This window comes from Lentilactobacillus sp. TOM.63 (genome assembly GCF_030361045.1).
GTDB lineage: Bacteria > Bacillota > Bacilli > Lactobacillales > Lactobacillaceae > Lentilactobacillus > Lentilactobacillus dabitei.
Map to the genome: position 1 here is coordinate 12,208 of NZ_JAUCAP010000010.1, position 15,616 is coordinate 27,823.

Sequence of the window (15,616 nt, forward strand, 5' to 3'; positions counted from 1 at the left end):
CTTTGAGCACACAAGCGTTCATTAATAAATGATTGCTCAACAAAGAAATGATGAATTAGGTTTCTAAAGTTAATTAGATCAGCGCATTCACACAGTATCAAAAAAGCCGCGTTTTATAACAATAAATTTCCTATTCTACTGGGATTAATATTTCACAGTATCCCATCTTTACTAATTTTTGCTGATACCGTTCAATAATTGGTTTATTGATAGTGCTAAGCCTTTCCTCGCAGATAATCCGTTCCATCTTTTGATAGAATTCGTTAATTGCTGTTTCAATGTGCGCTATTTGGAAAACAGCATAGTTCCCGGCTGTTAATACTCTTTGTTTGATTCGGTCATTTTTAAAATGTCCCCTATCGGTAATTAGACAAGTATCATATCTACAGTTAACACTAGAAACATTTTGTGGATTATCCAGAGCTATGCCAAGTATAGTCGATTCTTGAAATAGTCGTTCTGATTTAATCCATTGTTTAAATGAATCCATTAACTTTCTATTTTCAACACCATAAGCCCCTATTCGTCTAAAATAAACGACTTTCGTTTCTGTCATATGTTCAATATTCACTTTTACACACTCCATTGTTGTACTTGGACGTCCTGTGCTAATAGCATAACCCCAGTTAAAATGAAATACACTACCAAGTTTAAAATAATTTATTGACAATCATATTTCCCGTTTAATAGATCAAGTAAGGAAATTAAAGCGGCGGTTATTTCCGATCAAAAGTGGTGCTTTTAATGTTAAATCTGTAAATCCTATAATTCTCAGCAATCTATATAGCTAATTCAAAGTTCAAGTGCCCCCATTTTAAATTTCAATCAATTAGCTTTGCTATTTGATTGAAATTGCATCGAAGTATTTTTTTATCGCAGTATAAAACTAAATATTTTAATTTATTGGATCTCGAGCATAACTCAAAACAGCCACCAGAACTTTAAACTGTTCATAAGTGGCTGGTTTGCATTACATGACTGGTTTTCAAATCATTTGTAATTCTTACACATAGCTAGGACAATAGTTTGAGAACTCCCTCTCAAATTCCGACGAACTTTAGCAGATAAAAGTTAAAAGCCGCCCAAATAACTGAGATAATCAAAATCACAAGAATGACGATACCAGCAATCCATAACCCAGAATGCTTCTCGGTTGTCCGTTCCCGATCCGGATTATAAGCAGGATTCAAGTTTTCCGCCAATGGATATTTGCGCGATAACCGTGGTTCCATCCACGTCGTCTGAAATACTTTAATTGCTCCTAACCCAATTGGCCACAAAATTAGCCAACTGATGCCAGCAATCTCTAATATCCTATCACTATCCGTTAATGACACTAGGCTAATCAAGATCAACATTAATACTACAAATCCAATAATCAGGCACAAGCGATAAAATTGATGCATTACCAGCCATGTGTGGGTTTGGTCAGCCTTCTGTTTGTCAAATATCTTAATTTGTTCACCCTTATCCGAGTCTGATATCGTTTCAAATAAATCACCAATTTGAACACCCAATGCATTAGCAACCAAACGTAACGTTTCTAAACTGGCATCTTCCCCAGCTTCTAGGCGTTGAATTGTTCTGGGATTAACCTGGCTCACTTCTGCTAAATGTTCTTGAGTCCAACCATGCTGTTTTCGTAAATATGCAATTTTGTTATTAGTCATCATTTTGATTTCAGAATGGTTTTTCGGCTAGCTCGATCTACCGTTCTGTTCCTCCTTACTATTGGTTTTGAATCATTCATGATTCACTTAAACCATAGTGTACTTGGTAAAATCATACCACGACAGCGTCACGACAATAACCCGACAGTTGGCAACTCAAGATGAGGACAGCTAAATCCACTCAAACGTTAGAGGTTCGCGAACCATTTTAACGATGGTTATTTTGATTTATTATGAGTGCAGTTTCCGCGATTTAACCTTTGATCAACGACTTCGTATAACTTAATAAGGCCATCCGATTGAAATTCTGAGAATGAATTCCGATCAGATGGCCTTATTAATTAATCACTTTATTTTCCATCAGCCTTCAAATATTTTCGAAAAATATAAGCTGGCACACATCCCCAGCCATGACAATAACTATGAACCAGCGTGCTATTAACACCATACGGAGAATATTCAGCATCTTGAATTGAAAAAACTTCCCAGGATGTTTGGGCACCTGCTGCAATCATCTTTCCCCAATATGCTTTGATTAGTCTAACTGCCAAATCAACTAAATCATTTTCACATAAAGTTAAGCAGAGTTCACCATACAAATAGGGCGATACAAAGAAAGTCATTGGCAGTTTATCCAAGGCACGCCTTAGTAGTTGCTGATTTTGCTTTTTGGTAAACACATTCGCTCTCACAAGCCAAATTTGGCTAGGCCAGTTTATCTGACTATTTTTGCCACTGACAAACAAGCCCTTCTGCTGATCAAAATACAGGTCACGTGCAAGGCTAGTCAATTTTGTCTGGATCTGCCTAAGTTCAGGGATTTGTGGATCCTCCACAATCTCAGCCAAATATATCAACCGATTTAAGGCAAAAATTATGATCCCAAGGGTTGCTGCTTCCTTGGAAACATTGGCGTCTGCTAACCAATCTAAGAAAACTGTCTGAACTAAGTCACTATTCGGGATTCCGCTAGGATCAATTTGATTCAAGCCGTACTGAACCGCTCGTTTCGCAGTTTCATAAAGGCCCATCAACGTTTCTTTATCTTTAGTCTCCCCAAAATAATTTGCTAACACATCGACAAACAGTAACGTATAGTCTCCCATTTCCAAATCATCGGGTGTCTCTATCCCATCCGAAAAAATATCCGCACATAGAGAACCGGTTCTGCGATTAGCCGTACTTGCAAATAAATATAGGCACCGTTTAATAATGTCGAAATTTTCGAACGTTACTTCATCAGTTAATGATTGAATCCGAAAATCGCCAATCCACAAACGTCGATCACGTTTAGGACCGTCTTCAAAGACCGTCTGCATACAGCTGTGCAATGTGGCTAACGACAACTCGTCAATTTGCTTTAGTTGTGAGTCGTTTGTACAAAACTCATTATTTACGTTAAGTTCACCAGCAGAACTTTCAGAAACAAAGTCTGGATTTTTGAGTACTAATTGATATTTTTGAGAAGTATCAATGATTGAAATTTTGATATACCGGCAGGCAACGCGTTCAAATTCTTTTTTCCACGGGAACTTTAGGATTCTAACGGCATCCTCTTGAATCCATCCCTTTGGCAACCAACCCTCATAGTCCTTGCTTGCAGACAATTCCTTCTCCGTTTCACAAAAGCGAACATTCAAACCAGCTGGTGCATCCGGATGGGAACCAGTTGTTATCAATTGACAATTAAAATGACCAACACAGTGCCTACCTAGATCTAATACCAAAACATCATTTCTTGATAATCTAGGCAACCTATCTACGTCAACATTTTTCCGTGAGCCTTGATTGCCAATGTGTGAATAAGTCGCTGACAAAATCGGGATCCTTTGACGTTTTAATTGAGGATCGATTGCCTGAGCCTTTCCGTAAAACTCATCATTCACTTCCAAATTTGAACTGCCAGTCTTGTCAACCTTAAATTGTGACCGTTTCCCCTGATTGTCAAAATGGTAACTCATTTAAGCCTTCACTTCTTTCTGAAGTTTGGATGTCCACACGTAATAGCCATAAAGTGAATTGATGAGGTAGGCAAGCCAAAGTGCAATTATGATTGGGTTAAAGTTAATTGTCCAAAGAACAAGTTCAGCAACGTTACCAATAATCCACAGTAACCACTGGCTGGAACCATATCTGAGAACCATTAATAATTGAGCAAACACTTGAACGACAACACTAATCGAATCAATCCAAGGATGAGGATCTAAGGTACTCGATAAGAATGGCACTTGTTTTAAGAACGATCCCAAAGCAAACCAACCAATCAATACCAGAACTACTAAGGTTGCCCATCCCCATTTTGTCAGTTCTTTAACTTGAACAACATCTTTTCTGTCAGAATCAGTTTGGATGTTTTTAGCTGTCCACTCATAAATACCAATAAATTGAAGAATGAAAAAGTATAAGTTCAAATAAACCTCGCCATACAAGTTGTTCGCAAATGAAACATAAATGTAAGTAATATTATTGAGAATCCCCCAAAAATAGTTGGTAATCTCGCCATCTGCACAAATAACAACGCTGATAATGCCAGTAATTCCAGCAAGTAAGCCAAATATGCCTGTGACAGACGTATCGGGTTTCAATGAAAAAGTTCCGTTGGCAAAATATAGGAAAAACGAAACCACCTGAAGTAAAAGTAACAGGAATAGGTAGAAAGTTCTTCCCCTACTCATTTTAAAAATTGCCCGATAAATTTGCTTCGGGCTAAAAGCCAAGCCAATTGCTCGGCTAACAATGTTACCATGTTCATGTAATAAGCTTTGCATTCTTGTTCATCTTCCTCATTATAAAAGTACATTTAACCTTTATTAGTTTAAAGTTAAATGTACTTTTATAATAACTCCTAATCTCAAAATTACAAGCCCTTTACTAAATTCAATTAATGAACCCCTTGCCGTTCCCCTCCGTAATCTGCTATCCTCAATAGCGGACGTTACAACTATAATCGAGGGTGAAATCATGAGTAAACGTAGACGCAAGCATCGTCAATCATACACATTTTCCAGCTTAATCATTGCAATTATCATTTTAGTTGGTGGCTGGTTATTTTCCGGCGGCCAGCCAAGCGACATTCAATCATTTATTCAAAACATTTCTCAAACAGTATTCAACCAGACCAAAAGCGTCGATTCCAATAATGAACTAGCCAAGCTCAACTACCATTCAGGCGAGCAAAGCTATATTTACGTAAACCGTAATAAGGCCAACCTGAATCCTACCAAGTGGCAATCAAATCATGTCGTTTATTCAAATTTAGATCGCTTCAATCGGACCAGCAAAGGAAACCTGGCCTATTTAGAACCCCACAATTTGGCTTCAGATGAAAATCGCGTTCGCCAGTACGTTGAACCGACTGCTTGGCACCAAAAATTTGTCGACCGCGAGCCCATTATCAATCGGGGACACTTAATTGCCTATTCGATTTCTAAAGGGATTAGCGCAAATGGCACCTATAACCCCAGTGACCAATCGGGGGATCAAAATAATCCGAAAAACTTATTTACCCAAACCGCCTTTTCCAATCAACGAGTCCAAACCATTTTCGAGCAGAAAATCCGGGAAGCCCTTAAAGATGGTAAACGGGTCATCTTCTTTTCCAAACCAATTTTCAGGGACAATGACCTAATGGCCCGGGGAATTCACTTAGAGGCAATCAGCACCGACAAATCACTCAACTTCAACGTTTACCTGTTTAATGTACAACCAAAAGTTCAATTTGACTACTCAACTGGGCGATCAACCATTGATCGGGAAATGAGCGTTCCAGAACCTTAAACTAATTACCAAACCGAACTATAGAATCCTTGCATAAAAAGACAAATGCAGAGGCTTTGAATTAACAAGCCAATCCATACCCAATTTTGATTAGTTGATTGCCAAAATTGATAATTTAGCCAAAGTAATAATGGTAATGCGGTAATTGCAGCAATATCATTCACAGGGAAGGCTTTCGTCATGACTCTCAAACCATTACCAATCATGAGCAAAATAATTTCGAAGATCCCTAATACGACAGTAATCTTGTTAATTCGATTATTGAAAACTGATTGATGGATAAATTCTTTTTGAGTCAAAATACCAACCCAAACATAGCTGGCAACCATTATCCAAATAAACGTAACAATCATCAGCCAAGGCATTAGATTTGGGCTGACAAACGGTAACGTTCCCAAATCAAACAACTTAAAGAAGGTCATCCCATTCATGACATACGCAACAGTTGGGCTAACCAGAAAGTTCAGCCAAAATAGAATGGTTAACCCAAGGGATTTATTCATTATTTGGTCGTTCCTTTCTTTAGTTTCTCATTTCGATATCGAAGATTCTAGCTATTCTTTAGCATCAAAGTAAAGCCAACCGCTTAAGTAGGCCATAAAACTGATGATGAGTGCTCCTCCAAGGGCAAACAACACCGGGTGAGCACCCATACCAACGCTTAGAATTGGAATGACAATCAGTTCAATCAGCAATAACGTAATCATTACGTGATAAGTCCACCGCAATGCCTGTTGAGAAATTGCTTTTTCCCGTTCGTCTGCGGCGCTCAGTTCACCCCGATTAGGGTTAAATGACGGATCTTGTCTCGCTAAAATAACTCTTATAATACCAAAAATAATTAACCATACTAGCAGCATAATTCCATAAACACCAAATTGAAATGACGATTCTCCGGTGGTAGTCCAATACGAATGACTCACCGTGTACATCATTGTACAGGTCGCAAGGATAACCATGATAATATTGCCAATTTGTTCAATGATCACTTTTTTCATTTGCGGAGCCTCCCAACCAAAATAAGTCATTAATATTAACCTTTAACTTCAGAGCAAGCTGCAGAGCCAGGAGCAACGAGGGGGTACACTTTCCCTTTTCCAAAGAAATGATTGTTCGCCGGGTCACCCCAACAGCGGCCGCCAGTTGTGCTTGGGTTAACCCCAACTGTTTGCGGTGCTCTGACACATTATTATCTACAAAGATGATCGGCATCCCCCTATCTGCTGTGAAGTTCATTTCACATTATATTATAGCAAGTTATTGATTGAATGTGAAGTTGGTTTCACATTGTTTCTGTATATCTGTTTGCATTAATGTAACTTCAATCATTAAATATTTATTAGGCAAAGTCATTATTCAAAACGTATTTAATTATAAATTTCTAACGTTGAATATATATTTGTAATTACCAGAGGGAGGCGTGCTAACATTGACAAACAAAGATTATCCTTGGTTAGACGGTGGATATGATGATATCGATTTTGACGCTGAACTTAAAGATGTTGGTAATTATGGACTTGAGTCTCCTGTTGGGAAGGAGCAAGTAAACTGGTAACCCCTGCATCATTTTTATAGCAGCTAATCTCCACCCCGGCCACGAATAAATCGGCCATGATCCGGGAATGGACTCGTTAGACGCCCAATGATAGTGGTATTCAGAGACCAGTCATTACTTTCCAAATTTTGATTATATTGCCAGACACGGTGAAATTGTTGGTAGTGTTACCACCACTCTTTTGAACCAATTAATTAAACGAGCCAAATCTATCTTTTAACCCATTGGTTATTGCAAACTGTTATCTTCTTTAATTTAAACAAAAACAGTCACGACATGGTTTTTACCCGTCATGACTGTTTTTGTTTACTTTTACTCCTGTAGATTCTTTTAATAATTTTGGATTTGAACGATGGTTAGGTTTCTTGGCATCATAGTGGAAACGTGCTCACCCAAGCAGAAGCCTGCACATAAGCACTTTCAACAAAAATCCCCAAGACCAGGGGATTCCTGTTGAAAGCGACTTATGCTCCGGCTTCTAACCGCTTGGGTTCGCACTCTTCGCACTTTATGCTCTTTGCGCGCCATCAATCACAAAATCGGCGCCGTTAGCAAACTTCGATTCATCGCTGCCAAGGTAGACACAGACTTCACCGATATCAACCGGTTCGCCCATGTGCCCTACTGGAATGGTGCTAACAATTTGCTTTTCATATTCCTTTGGTACAATATCCGTTGCAATCCAGCCAGGGTGCACATTGTTGACTCGGATATCGAGTTTCTGTTGAGCCAACGATAGTGCTGTGGCATGGGTTAACAAACGTGTACCACCCTTACTTGCTGAATAAGCTGGGCTCATTGGCAGACCAACTAAGCCGGCAACTGATGAAATATTAATAATCGAACCCTTGCCGTTGGTATATTTCTTCATGGCTTTGATCGCATACTTCTCACCAAGGAAATTCCCAGTTAAATTAATATCAATCACTTGTTGCCAGTCTTCAAGCTTCAACTCATCGAGTGGGCCATTAACCCCACCAACACCCGCATTGTTGACCAGAATATCCAGCTTACCAAATTTATCGATGGTTTTGGTAACGGTATCCTGCCAAGATTTTTCATCAGCAACATTTTGCTGAACAAAGAGTGATTTGTCGTCGCCAAACTTTTCAACGGCTTTCTTGCCGCCTTCAACGTTATGGTTGGCGGTCAAAACAACCTTGGCTCCCTCCCGAACGTAACACTCAGCAATGCCTAAACCAATTCCAGCAACGCCACCAGTAATCAATGCAACCTTATCTTTCAATCGATCCATCACAAACGCTCCCCTTCTAATTGTCATTACAAGTCAATTCTACAGACCAGAAATTCCAATAGCAATTGATATGCTCTTTAATTCACAAATATTTGTGTCGTTCCTTCGCAATCATTTCATGCTAAAATAACCACAGTCAAAATTTGCCAAGTTAAAGGAGTTATCATCACAATGCCAACAATCACCGATCAAATGAAACAAAAAGCTGAACCGCTTTGGCAAGCCAGCTTCAATCATCCATTCATCAAAGAATTATCAACCGGTCAACTGCCAATGGAAGAATTCCGTTACTACCTCAAGCAGGACCGCTATTACCTGCAGAACTTTTCAACCCTTCACGGTAAAATTGCCGATCAAATCAAAGATCCATCGATCAAGAAATTCTTATATGCCGGTGCCACTGGCTTGAACGATTCTGAAAAGGATGTTCGCACTGAATTCTTTCAGCAACTCGCAATCACCCCAACAGAAATCCGCCAAACACCCATGGCACCTAACGCTTACAACTATGTGAGCCACATGTATCACGAATTATATGTCGGTTCACCCCGGCGAGCATGTGCGGCCCTGCTGCCATGTTACTGGCTTTATAATGATCTCGGCAAGCAACTCATTAAGAACGGTTCGCCGATGAAAATTTACCAAGAATTCATCGAAACTTATGACAGCCCTGAGTTTACGGATGCGACCAACACGATGATTTCAATCGTCGATCAACTCGGCGAAAAGGCCGAACCGGCTGAGCGCCAAGCCATGGTGACCGCGTTTGTCCGCAGCAGTTACTACGAACTTCATTTCTGGGGAATGGCGTATACCGAACAAAAATGGTAAGCAACGGCTGATCTTAGCTTCACCAAAAACGGGTTCCTCAATCAATCCAAACGCTGGATTGAACTGGGGAACCCGTTAATTATTCGTGCCACGCTATTATTTCATTAAGAATGATTTTGAACTATTTTGCCAAATTCAACGTCACCATCGTGTAGTTGATCTTCGTGTTGGTCGTCTGGCTCTTGGCCTTTTTACCCTTTTGTTTAACCTTCGTCACCGTTTTGGTTGTTGATTTACCCTTTTGAACCTTTGTGACAATCATCTTGGTGCCGGGCTTTAACAAATATTCCTTCTCGCCAACATTGGTTGAAATGGGGTCAATGTAAGCGCCGTGTTTGCCAGCCGGCAAGTTGATTTTTAAAATCACGTGTTGATTTGAGAAGCCCAACGCGATCATCTGGCTCAACGTGCAGGATGAATAAGCTGGGTCCTGGTAACGGCGGCCAACTTTGATCGACCGGTTTACCAATGATTTCCTCAGGCCAACTAGCGACGTCCCCCGATAAATCGTCAACGGCTTGGTTAAGTTAAATTTGTTAATACTTGCGTTAATTCGGCGAATACTGGTTGTTACTTTCTTCGTTGGCTTAAAACTTGGTGTCCGCAGCACCGTATTAATCTTGCCATACCCCTTATCCGTATAATACCGGATTGCTTTAATATCTGATTTAGAAATACGCTTTGACCATTTCTTCGAGGCTGCCTTCATCTTTGCGATGGTCTGCCGATCGTTTTTTAGCCCTTTGGTTGAATAAACCACTTTTGCTGGGTTGAGCAATTCATAAGCATCCTGGCTTCCCGCCTTACTAACCACATAGCCTTGGCGATTCTGTAATGTTGACTTGATGGTTAAAACCGTATTCTTTGGAACCGCGATATAGGAGTCGTAATTGGGTAACCCATTAACAACACCATACAAGCGAACCCTTTTATTAGTAACAACTTGTTGTGGCCCAGCGTTCTTGAGCTTTGCTGAATAAGTTGTTGAAACAGTGGTCGTTGTGTTGCCGTGAACTTCTTTGTGAACCGACTCGGCATTAACCGGGCTTGTTGCAAGTAGTCCCGCCATCAATGCGAGGGCGAGGACTAACCGTTTAGGTTTAAACATTTTGTGACCATCCCTTTTGCTTTATTTGAAATCGTTTGGGTTGCTTCAAGGTTGCCCTCCCCACTCACGGTCGTTTCAGCTCAATCACCGGCACATTGGCAATTGCCTTGACAAAATTTCGATCATGGTCAATCACCAACATTGGCGGTTGATACTTTAGAATTAAATCTTCAACTTGTTGACGGGTGATCACGTCCAGATAGTTTAGCGGTTCATCCCATACATACAGGTTGGCGGACTCACACAACGATCTGGCCAGCGACACCTTTCGTTTTTGGCCCATGCTCAAATCGCGAAGATCTGCCGTGAACACCGACCGCTCGAAGCCCAATTTTCTTAACATATTCAGCAAGCTTGGTAATTCAATACTGTAACTTGCCGCATATGCTTCAATCGACCCGCTTAATGCTTCAAAGTTCTGGGTTAAATACGAAATTTTGAGCTTTGACGGATAGTTAACCGTTCCATTAATAACTAGATCAGTATCACCCAGAATTGCTTTGATCAAAGTTGTCTTGCCATAGCCATTTGGGCCCAATAATACCTGTCGTTGGCCCGATTTCAACTCAAACGTAATTGGCTGATTTAACGTCACCCCGTTTCTGGCAACCTGTAAATCAGTGACTCACATTAAGTGTTGCTGGTACGGTGGTTGATAATTCAACGTCAACTGCGGCATTTCGTCAATGTTCTTCAATAAGGTCTTCTTCTCGTCAATCGCCATTTCAGTTCGGTTGAGGGTATTTTTTGAGCGCTTCATGATTTTGGCGGCTTTGTGACCTAAAAAGCCTTTATCCATCATGACCCGACCTTGATACTTGTATGCCAGCTGCGACTTTTTGGCTTCGGCGTTGCCTGCCCACTGCTTAATTTTGTTGGCAGTCACATCCAAGCGTTTGATTTCACTCTGTAAATGCTGCTTTTCAGCCTTCTCGCTGGCATTGGTCTTGTCAAATTCGCGCTGCCAGGTTTCATAATTGCCATCAAACAACTGGATTTTTTCACGGTCAATTGATAACACGTGGTCAATAACTTGGTCGATAAAGTAACGGTCATGGCTAACAACAATGAAGCCGGTTTTGCCTTTCAAGTAATCTGCCACAACATCCCTGGCGGCCACATCCAAATGATTGGTCGGCTCATCAATCAGCTTGAACGTCCCGCTCTCACTGAACATCACTGCCAGTAGTGCTTTTGTCCGTTCACCTGGGCTCAGGGTGTTAAATGGCCGCTCCAAGACATTATCACTCAGTTGTAACTTATCCATTTCAATTTGAATCCGCCAAAGTTCACTCGAATCCATCTTAGCGATGTTGAGTAAGACCGTTGCCGTCATTTGACTAGGATCGTGAACTGGTTGGGGAAAATAGGTAAAGGCAACGTTGGTGCTAATTTGACCATGGTAGGCCAGCTGTCCCAACAAAAGCCGCAAAAAAGTCGTCTTTCCCCGACCATTTCGCCCGATTAATCCCAACTTCCAACTGTCATCGATATTCAAACTAAATTTATCAAAAAGATTGCTCGACATGCCATCGTATCTAAATGATAGGTCATGAATTTTAATTGTTCCCATTAAAGATCACCTCATTTGTTAAGAGGCTCATCACGGCAATTATTCAGCTAAACAAAAGGTCCGCTAAACGAGAATCATCCCGTCGCAGGCCTTCTGTATCGATATTTTTGCGAGAATGTCAGCTTAACCCGTGTGACATTAACAAACGTCACCCTTAATAAACGACACCGAATTTGGTTCACACAAAATTACTAATTCGCACAGAATAACCCCTGCTGATGAGCAGTGATAGTATCAAATTCTGAATTAACGATTAGCAATCTTCAATGCGAGCCACATCCCTTTTTTGTTATCTAGTTGATATACCTAGTGCACTGCTCCATTGTTTCACAAATTTCTGAATTAGTCCAGTTATTCTAACTAAGGTTAAAGTTATTGCAACATAAAATTGGCTAATTACTTACCCGCAAACTGCTGTCTTTAACCAGCAGATGCGTTACAATGTAAGTGTAAAGAAAGCGCAAACAATTTGCGTTCATGGGTTCCAAATAATCACCATATTACCGCGAAATGCTTGCGATCTTAACAATTAATAGTACGGGGGAGCGATCTTATGGATGAGAACTTGAAAATCACGTTAATTGGTTTCTTGACACTTGTAGTGGGAACGATTTTTGCATCAATCGTGGCAAGTTTTGGCTTCACAAACATATTACCTGGCCTGTTGTCATTCCTCATCGCAGCTATTATTGTGGTTGCCGGCTTTGAGTTGGGTGACCGCCGTCATGGCAATAAGCGAATGACGCCAAGGCATTAATAACCAGTTTTGACAGCCGGTATCACTCTTAAAGGAACCAATGGATGAACGCGTTTTGTTTATTCGTTGGTCTTTTTGCATCCTATTAGATCAAACCCTTTGCAGTAGTCCTATCCCTATCAGGAAGTGCTGCTGACTTTGGCTATGACGCCTTAGCGTTCTTTCAATCCTCACTCATTTTTTGTTGATAATCTTCGACCCTTCTTTAACCGCCAATTGAGACAAGGAATGGCTTTCAATAAACGCCTTCACCCACGCCGGATTATACTTACTGTAATTTCGTAATGCCCAACCAATCGCCTTTTGGATAAAAAACTCATCAGTATTGCTATCATATTCGATCGCTTGAGTGAGCAACCGGGGGTCTAACGTCTCCTTCTCCAACAGTTGGAGCAAAATTCCCACTCGCCGCATCCAGAAATTATCATGAGCATAAAATAAGTAAAAAACGGCATCCTTCTCGGCTGGATGTTTCACCACATATGTCCCGAATATTTTCCGCCAGGCATCCACGGTATCCCACCAGGATTTGAGTTGAATATAAGCGGTCAATTTTTTCAAATCGGTGAATTCCAATCGATTAACATTGGCATAAGCCAGATCAATTGCAACGTACTGATATTCACGTTCCTCTAGCTGGTACAGACGATCAATCTCCGCAAACAATTCAGTTAACGCTAATTGTTTTGATTGGCGAATAAGTTCTTTCGATTGGGCCTTGCGCTCTGGTGTCTTTACTCCCAAAAACGGGAACTGATTGCGCATGTATTTTTCCATAAAGGGTTTATTTTCTTCGTTGCCAACTAATTTGAACATCTAAATTCCTCCGTCATCTTCAAAAAGATTGGGCTATACTTATTCTAACAGCTAAATTGGAGGCCAAACGATGTTTATCAACCAAATCAACGATAAGATTGCATTCAAATTACCAGAAAAGACTAACGCAGCCGAGCTCCTTGCTTTAATCGACGAAGATCGCCATGAATTGGGCAAATGGCTGCCCTGGGCAAAAACGACTCTCTCACCAAGTGACGAAATCAATTTTCTGCAGTATGGGATTGAAAAAATGGCAAAGGGTGATTTCTGGTTTGCGATCATCCTATTCAACGGGGAACCAGCTGGGATGATTGATCTCCACGAATTTGCTCACGAGCACTCTCGCTGCCAAATGGGCTACTGGTTAGCCCGCCGCTTTCAGGGACAGGGGATCATGCACCTCGCCGTGTCAGCGTTGACGACCATTGCCTTTAACGACCTGAATATCAACCGTTTGGAAATTCTAGCAGACGTGGAAAATCAAAAAAGCCGCAACGTCGCTGAACGCTGCGGATTTCATCAAGATGCTATTTTGAAGCAATATGCTTTTTATAATGGGCAATTCAGGGACATGGTCCTCTATTCCAAGTTGAACTCGTGATTATTTTCCAAATACGATCGCCAGCAGCAAAATCACCGCTGCAAGGAGAATCGTTTGGCCATGAAAGTACTGAACCAAGTAACCATTTAATAACGCACCAACAAAGAACGAGCCGATGATGGTTGAAATGTCACCGGCTTTTTTGAGTGCCCGCTTGTCGTCTTGAGCAAAGAAATCAAGGACACTCTCAGCCAAAGTACGGACGTTTCCGGTCATCATAAGTGACGTAAACGGCCCATTTTTCAGTGTTCGAAACTCTTGAAGTTGAGAGGCGGCAGCCAGTGCCAGCATCCCAGTCGTTACGAGTTCGGACACCCGATCGGCAATAATGCTGACGACGATAAATAGCAAAATTTCAAATGCCAACGTAATCACCCGCCGTCTGACAATCCGTTCAACCGGATAGTGATACTGAACGGTTCTGATGATTGCAACGCCGACCATGAACATGAGCAGTGACACGACTGCCTGTAAGATATCCCCGTATTCTCCGCGGCCGATTCGCAGCCCGGTCAGAATTAAGTTACCCGTTTGCAATCCGGCAAAAACGCCACCGTCCTCAAGATAAGTATAGGAATCAAGTGCCCCAGCGGCCATCGCTAATAAGGCACCACTTAATAACCGTTCGTATGCCCCAATTTGTTGTTCTTCTTCCATCGTCATCCCCCCGTGAGCGTGACAAAACGCTTAACACAACCGGAGATCCCAATTTTGACACTAAGTTGTGGTGATGTTCCGGTTGTTGGTTTATGTAACTATCAACACCCAAACATCATAGACGATAAAAGAGGCGATTACCACCAAAAAGGCTTTCTAACTCAACACCCGATTAATTTCATTCATGATCAATGCCTGATCCACGAAGCCCGTGTTTGGAATCTTGAATCGGTTAATGGTTGTTGACCCCAATCGTAACGGTCGCTGTTCAACGCCGATGCCTTGCTCATCCAAATGAATCACATTGTAGGCAGTCGCATCGGTCACAAAGTGTTCGTGAGCATTGGAACAGTTGATATGATAAGCGGTTGAATCCGCAACGACATTTAAAATATCCCCAATCTGGTAAGTATTCGCAAAATGAACATGGCCGGAAAAAATGGCTTGGACATTGCTGCCATGAATCACGTTCATCAAGTCATCGCCATTCTGCAGAATGCTGTAGGCCATGTTTTTTAATGGCGCTCACGGCAACGGATGGTGCATGAAAATCAATGCTGGTTTAGCGGACCTTGCCAACTTATCCTGAAGCCAATCCAGTTGCGCCTGGTCAATATAGCCCTGTTCTAAATCCCCGCATTTAGTATCAAGAAAGTAAAAATCCCATTCGGCGCCAACAATCTTATAGTAATAACGGCTTCGATACGGCCGCTTTAAATAACCATCGTAAAATGGCCGAGTTCGGTCATGATTCCCCAAAATCACTTTAATTGGGGCCATCAGTCGTTCCTGTTGCTGAGCCAAAATGTGCCTTAAATGATGATAATCGGCTGCTTTGCCTTCATGAATCAGGTCGCCGGTGATCACAATCAAGTCGGGATCCACGTTAGTCGTATAAATGTCGTCAAAAACGTCCTGCAGTTTATCAGCCGGATCAATCTGCTGATGATTGGCAGGCTGGCCGCCTTCCGGGGTTAAATGCGTATCGGTAATTTGAACAATTTTATAGACCATTT

At 41.3% G+C, this 15,616-nt stretch carries 18 protein-coding genes and 1 pseudogene; 5 read left to right on the forward strand and 14 right to left on the reverse strand.

The genetic code is table 11. The annotated features are described in order from the left end of the window. Window positions 1-130 precede the first annotated feature (130 nt). The 4 genes from QUF07_RS03235 to pnuC all read right to left on the reverse strand — a co-directional run bounded on the left by QUF07_RS03235 (window position 131) and on the right by pnuC (window position 4,438). Window positions 131-571, reverse strand: coding sequence for a GyrI-like domain-containing protein (locus QUF07_RS03235; protein WP_289426779.1), 441 nt, complete (start codon window positions 569-571; stop codon window positions 131-133). Window positions 572-1,040: 469 nt separating this feature from the next. Continuing rightward, the gene (locus QUF07_RS03240; protein ID WP_217165240.1) at window positions 1,041-1,670 is read right to left on the reverse strand and encodes a helix-turn-helix transcriptional regulator; all 630 of its coding nucleotides are present in this window, start codon (window positions 1,668-1,670) and stop codon (window positions 1,041-1,043) included. A gap of 350 nt (window positions 1,671-2,020) precedes the next feature. Next, entirely contained in the window at window positions 2,021-3,631 is a 1,611-nt protein-coding gene (locus QUF07_RS03245; RefSeq protein WP_217165242.1) for an alpha-L-rhamnosidase-related protein, read from the reverse strand. Continuing rightward, window positions 3,632-4,438, reverse strand: a complete 807-nt coding sequence (gene pnuC, locus QUF07_RS03250) for a nicotinamide riboside transporter PnuC (RefSeq protein ID WP_249778522.1) — start codon at window positions 4,436-4,438, stop codon at window positions 3,632-3,634. A 193-nt stretch (window positions 4,439-4,631) separates the two neighbouring features. On the opposite strand from pnuC, the gene QUF07_RS03255 reads away from it, so the two are divergent. Continuing rightward, the gene (locus tag QUF07_RS03255; protein ID WP_289426780.1) at window positions 4,632-5,447 is read left to right on the forward strand and encodes a DNA/RNA non-specific endonuclease; all 816 of its coding nucleotides are present in this window, start codon (window positions 4,632-4,634) and stop codon (window positions 5,445-5,447) included. Window positions 5,448-5,452: 5 nt separating this feature from the next. On the opposite strand, the gene QUF07_RS03260 is transcribed toward QUF07_RS03255, so the two are convergent. Genes QUF07_RS03260 through QUF07_RS03270 form a run of 3 tightly spaced genes read right to left on the reverse strand, consistent with a single transcriptional unit; the run spans window position 5,453 to window position 6,659 of the window. Next, window positions 5,453-5,950: a hypothetical protein gene (locus QUF07_RS03260; RefSeq protein ID WP_289426781.1), complete on the reverse strand. Its 498-nt coding sequence runs from the start codon at window positions 5,948-5,950 to the stop codon at window positions 5,453-5,455. A 51-nt stretch (window positions 5,951-6,001) separates the two neighbouring features. Next, entirely contained in the window at window positions 6,002-6,445 is a 444-nt protein-coding gene (locus tag QUF07_RS03265; RefSeq protein WP_217341672.1) for a DUF2178 domain-containing protein, read from the reverse strand. Then, window positions 6,426-6,659 (reverse strand): helix-turn-helix transcriptional regulator, encoded by a 234-nt coding sequence (locus tag QUF07_RS03270; protein WP_217165250.1) that lies wholly within the window; start codon window positions 6,657-6,659, stop codon window positions 6,426-6,428. Before QUF07_RS03270 ends, QUF07_RS03265 begins: the two co-directional genes overlap by 20 nt. Before the next feature lie 217 nt (window positions 6,660-6,876). Here QUF07_RS03270 and QUF07_RS03275 point away from each other — a divergent pair, with 217 nt between their 5' ends. After that, complete coding sequence (locus tag QUF07_RS03275) at window positions 6,877-7,002, forward strand: hypothetical protein (RefSeq protein WP_283812291.1); 126 nt, start codon at window positions 6,877-6,879, stop codon at window positions 7,000-7,002. Between the two features lie 508 nt (window positions 7,003-7,510). Here the strand turns inward: QUF07_RS03275 and QUF07_RS03280 are convergent. Continuing rightward, window positions 7,511-8,260, reverse strand: a complete 750-nt coding sequence (locus QUF07_RS03280; RefSeq protein WP_217162768.1) for a glucose 1-dehydrogenase — start codon at window positions 8,258-8,260, stop codon at window positions 7,511-7,513. 168 nt (window positions 8,261-8,428) lie between these two features. On the opposite strand from QUF07_RS03280, the gene tenA reads away from it, so the two are divergent. Beyond that, a complete protein-coding gene (tenA, locus tag QUF07_RS03285; protein WP_289426782.1) occupies window positions 8,429-9,088 on the forward strand; it encodes a thiaminase II in 660 nt (219 codons plus the stop codon). Between the two features lie 121 nt (window positions 9,089-9,209). On the opposite strand, the gene QUF07_RS03290 is transcribed toward tenA, so the two are convergent. Together QUF07_RS03290 and abc-f are read right to left on the reverse strand one after the other, a co-directional pair. Next, entirely contained in the window at window positions 9,210-10,196 is a 987-nt protein-coding gene (locus QUF07_RS03290) for an ADP-ribosyltransferase (protein ID WP_217162764.1), read from the reverse strand. Between the two features lie 64 nt (window positions 10,197-10,260). Next, a pseudogene (gene abc-f, locus QUF07_RS03295) lies at window positions 10,261-11,769 on the reverse strand (ribosomal protection-like ABC-F family protein). A 553-nt stretch (window positions 11,770-12,322) separates the two neighbouring features. On the opposite strand from abc-f, the gene QUF07_RS03300 reads away from it, so the two are divergent. After that, on the forward strand, window positions 12,323-12,526 hold the full coding sequence (locus tag QUF07_RS03300) for a hypothetical protein (protein WP_217162762.1): 204 nt from the start codon (window positions 12,323-12,325) through the stop codon (window positions 12,524-12,526). A 174-nt stretch (window positions 12,527-12,700) separates the two neighbouring features. Here QUF07_RS03300 and QUF07_RS03305 read toward each other — a convergent pair whose 3' ends face one another. After that, on the reverse strand, window positions 12,701-13,342 hold the full coding sequence (locus QUF07_RS03305) for a DNA alkylation repair protein (RefSeq protein ID WP_217341675.1): 642 nt from the start codon (window positions 13,340-13,342) through the stop codon (window positions 12,701-12,703). A 70-nt stretch (window positions 13,343-13,412) separates the two neighbouring features. On the opposite strand from QUF07_RS03305, the gene QUF07_RS03310 reads away from it, so the two are divergent. Further along, window positions 13,413-13,943 (forward strand): GNAT family N-acetyltransferase, encoded by a 531-nt coding sequence (locus QUF07_RS03310; protein ID WP_217162756.1) that lies wholly within the window; start codon window positions 13,413-13,415, stop codon window positions 13,941-13,943. Here QUF07_RS03310 and QUF07_RS03315 read toward each other — a convergent pair whose 3' ends face one another. The 3 genes from QUF07_RS03315 to QUF07_RS03325 form a co-directional block, all read right to left on the reverse strand. Continuing rightward, window positions 13,944-14,600: a YoaK family protein gene (locus QUF07_RS03315; RefSeq protein ID WP_249778431.1), complete on the reverse strand. Its 657-nt coding sequence runs from the start codon at window positions 14,598-14,600 to the stop codon at window positions 13,944-13,946. Window positions 14,601-14,756: 156 nt separating this feature from the next. Next, on the reverse strand, window positions 14,757-15,110 hold the full coding sequence (locus QUF07_RS03320) for a metallophosphoesterase family protein (protein WP_289426783.1): 354 nt from the start codon (window positions 15,108-15,110) through the stop codon (window positions 14,757-14,759). Window positions 15,111-15,125: 15 nt separating this feature from the next. Next, window positions 15,126-15,614, reverse strand: coding sequence for a metallophosphoesterase (locus tag QUF07_RS03325; protein WP_289426784.1), 489 nt, complete (start codon window positions 15,612-15,614; stop codon window positions 15,126-15,128). Between the last annotated feature and the right edge of the window lie 2 nt (window positions 15,615-15,616).

Coding starts and splice junctions, on each gene's coding strand:
- QUF07_RS03240 (WP_217165240.1), bottom strand. CDS start 1,670: ATGACTAATAACAAAATTGCATATTTACGAAAACAGCATGGTTGGACT.
- QUF07_RS03310 (WP_217162756.1), top strand. CDS start 13,413: ATGTTTATCAACCAAATCAACGATAAGATTGCATTCAAATTACCAGAA.
- QUF07_RS03265 (WP_217341672.1), bottom strand. CDS start 6,445: ATGAAAAAAGTGATCATTGAACAAATTGGCAATATTATCATGGTTATC.
- QUF07_RS03305 (WP_217341675.1), bottom strand. CDS start 13,342: ATGTTCAAATTAGTTGGCAACGAAGAAAATAAACCCTTTATGGAAAAA.
- QUF07_RS03315 (WP_249778431.1), bottom strand. CDS start 14,600: ATGGAAGAAGAACAACAAATTGGGGCATACGAACGGTTATTAAGTGGT.
- pnuC (WP_249778522.1), bottom strand. CDS start 4,438: ATGCAAAGCTTATTACATGAACATGGTAACATTGTTAGCCGAGCAATT.
- QUF07_RS03290 (WP_217162764.1), bottom strand. CDS start 10,196: ATGTTTAAACCTAAACGGTTAGTCCTCGCCCTCGCATTGATGGCGGGA.
- QUF07_RS03255 (WP_289426780.1), top strand. CDS start 4,632: ATGAGTAAACGTAGACGCAAGCATCGTCAATCATACACATTTTCCAGC.
- QUF07_RS03245 (WP_217165242.1), bottom strand. CDS start 3,631: ATGAGTTACCATTTTGACAATCAGGGGAAACGGTCACAATTTAAGGTT.
- QUF07_RS03320 (WP_289426783.1), bottom strand. CDS start 15,110: ATGGCCTACAGCATTCTGCAGAATGGCGATGACTTGATGAACGTGATT.
- QUF07_RS03270 (WP_217165250.1), bottom strand. CDS start 6,659: ATGCCGATCATCTTTGTAGATAATAATGTGTCAGAGCACCGCAAACAG.
- QUF07_RS03325 (WP_289426784.1), bottom strand. CDS start 15,614: ATGGTCTATAAAATTGTTCAAATTACCGATACGCATTTAACCCCGGAA.
- QUF07_RS03260 (WP_289426781.1), bottom strand. CDS start 5,950: ATGAATAAATCCCTTGGGTTAACCATTCTATTTTGGCTGAACTTTCTG.
- tenA (WP_289426782.1), top strand. CDS start 8,429: ATGCCAACAATCACCGATCAAATGAAACAAAAAGCTGAACCGCTTTGG.
- QUF07_RS03300 (WP_217162762.1), top strand. CDS start 12,323: ATGGATGAGAACTTGAAAATCACGTTAATTGGTTTCTTGACACTTGTA.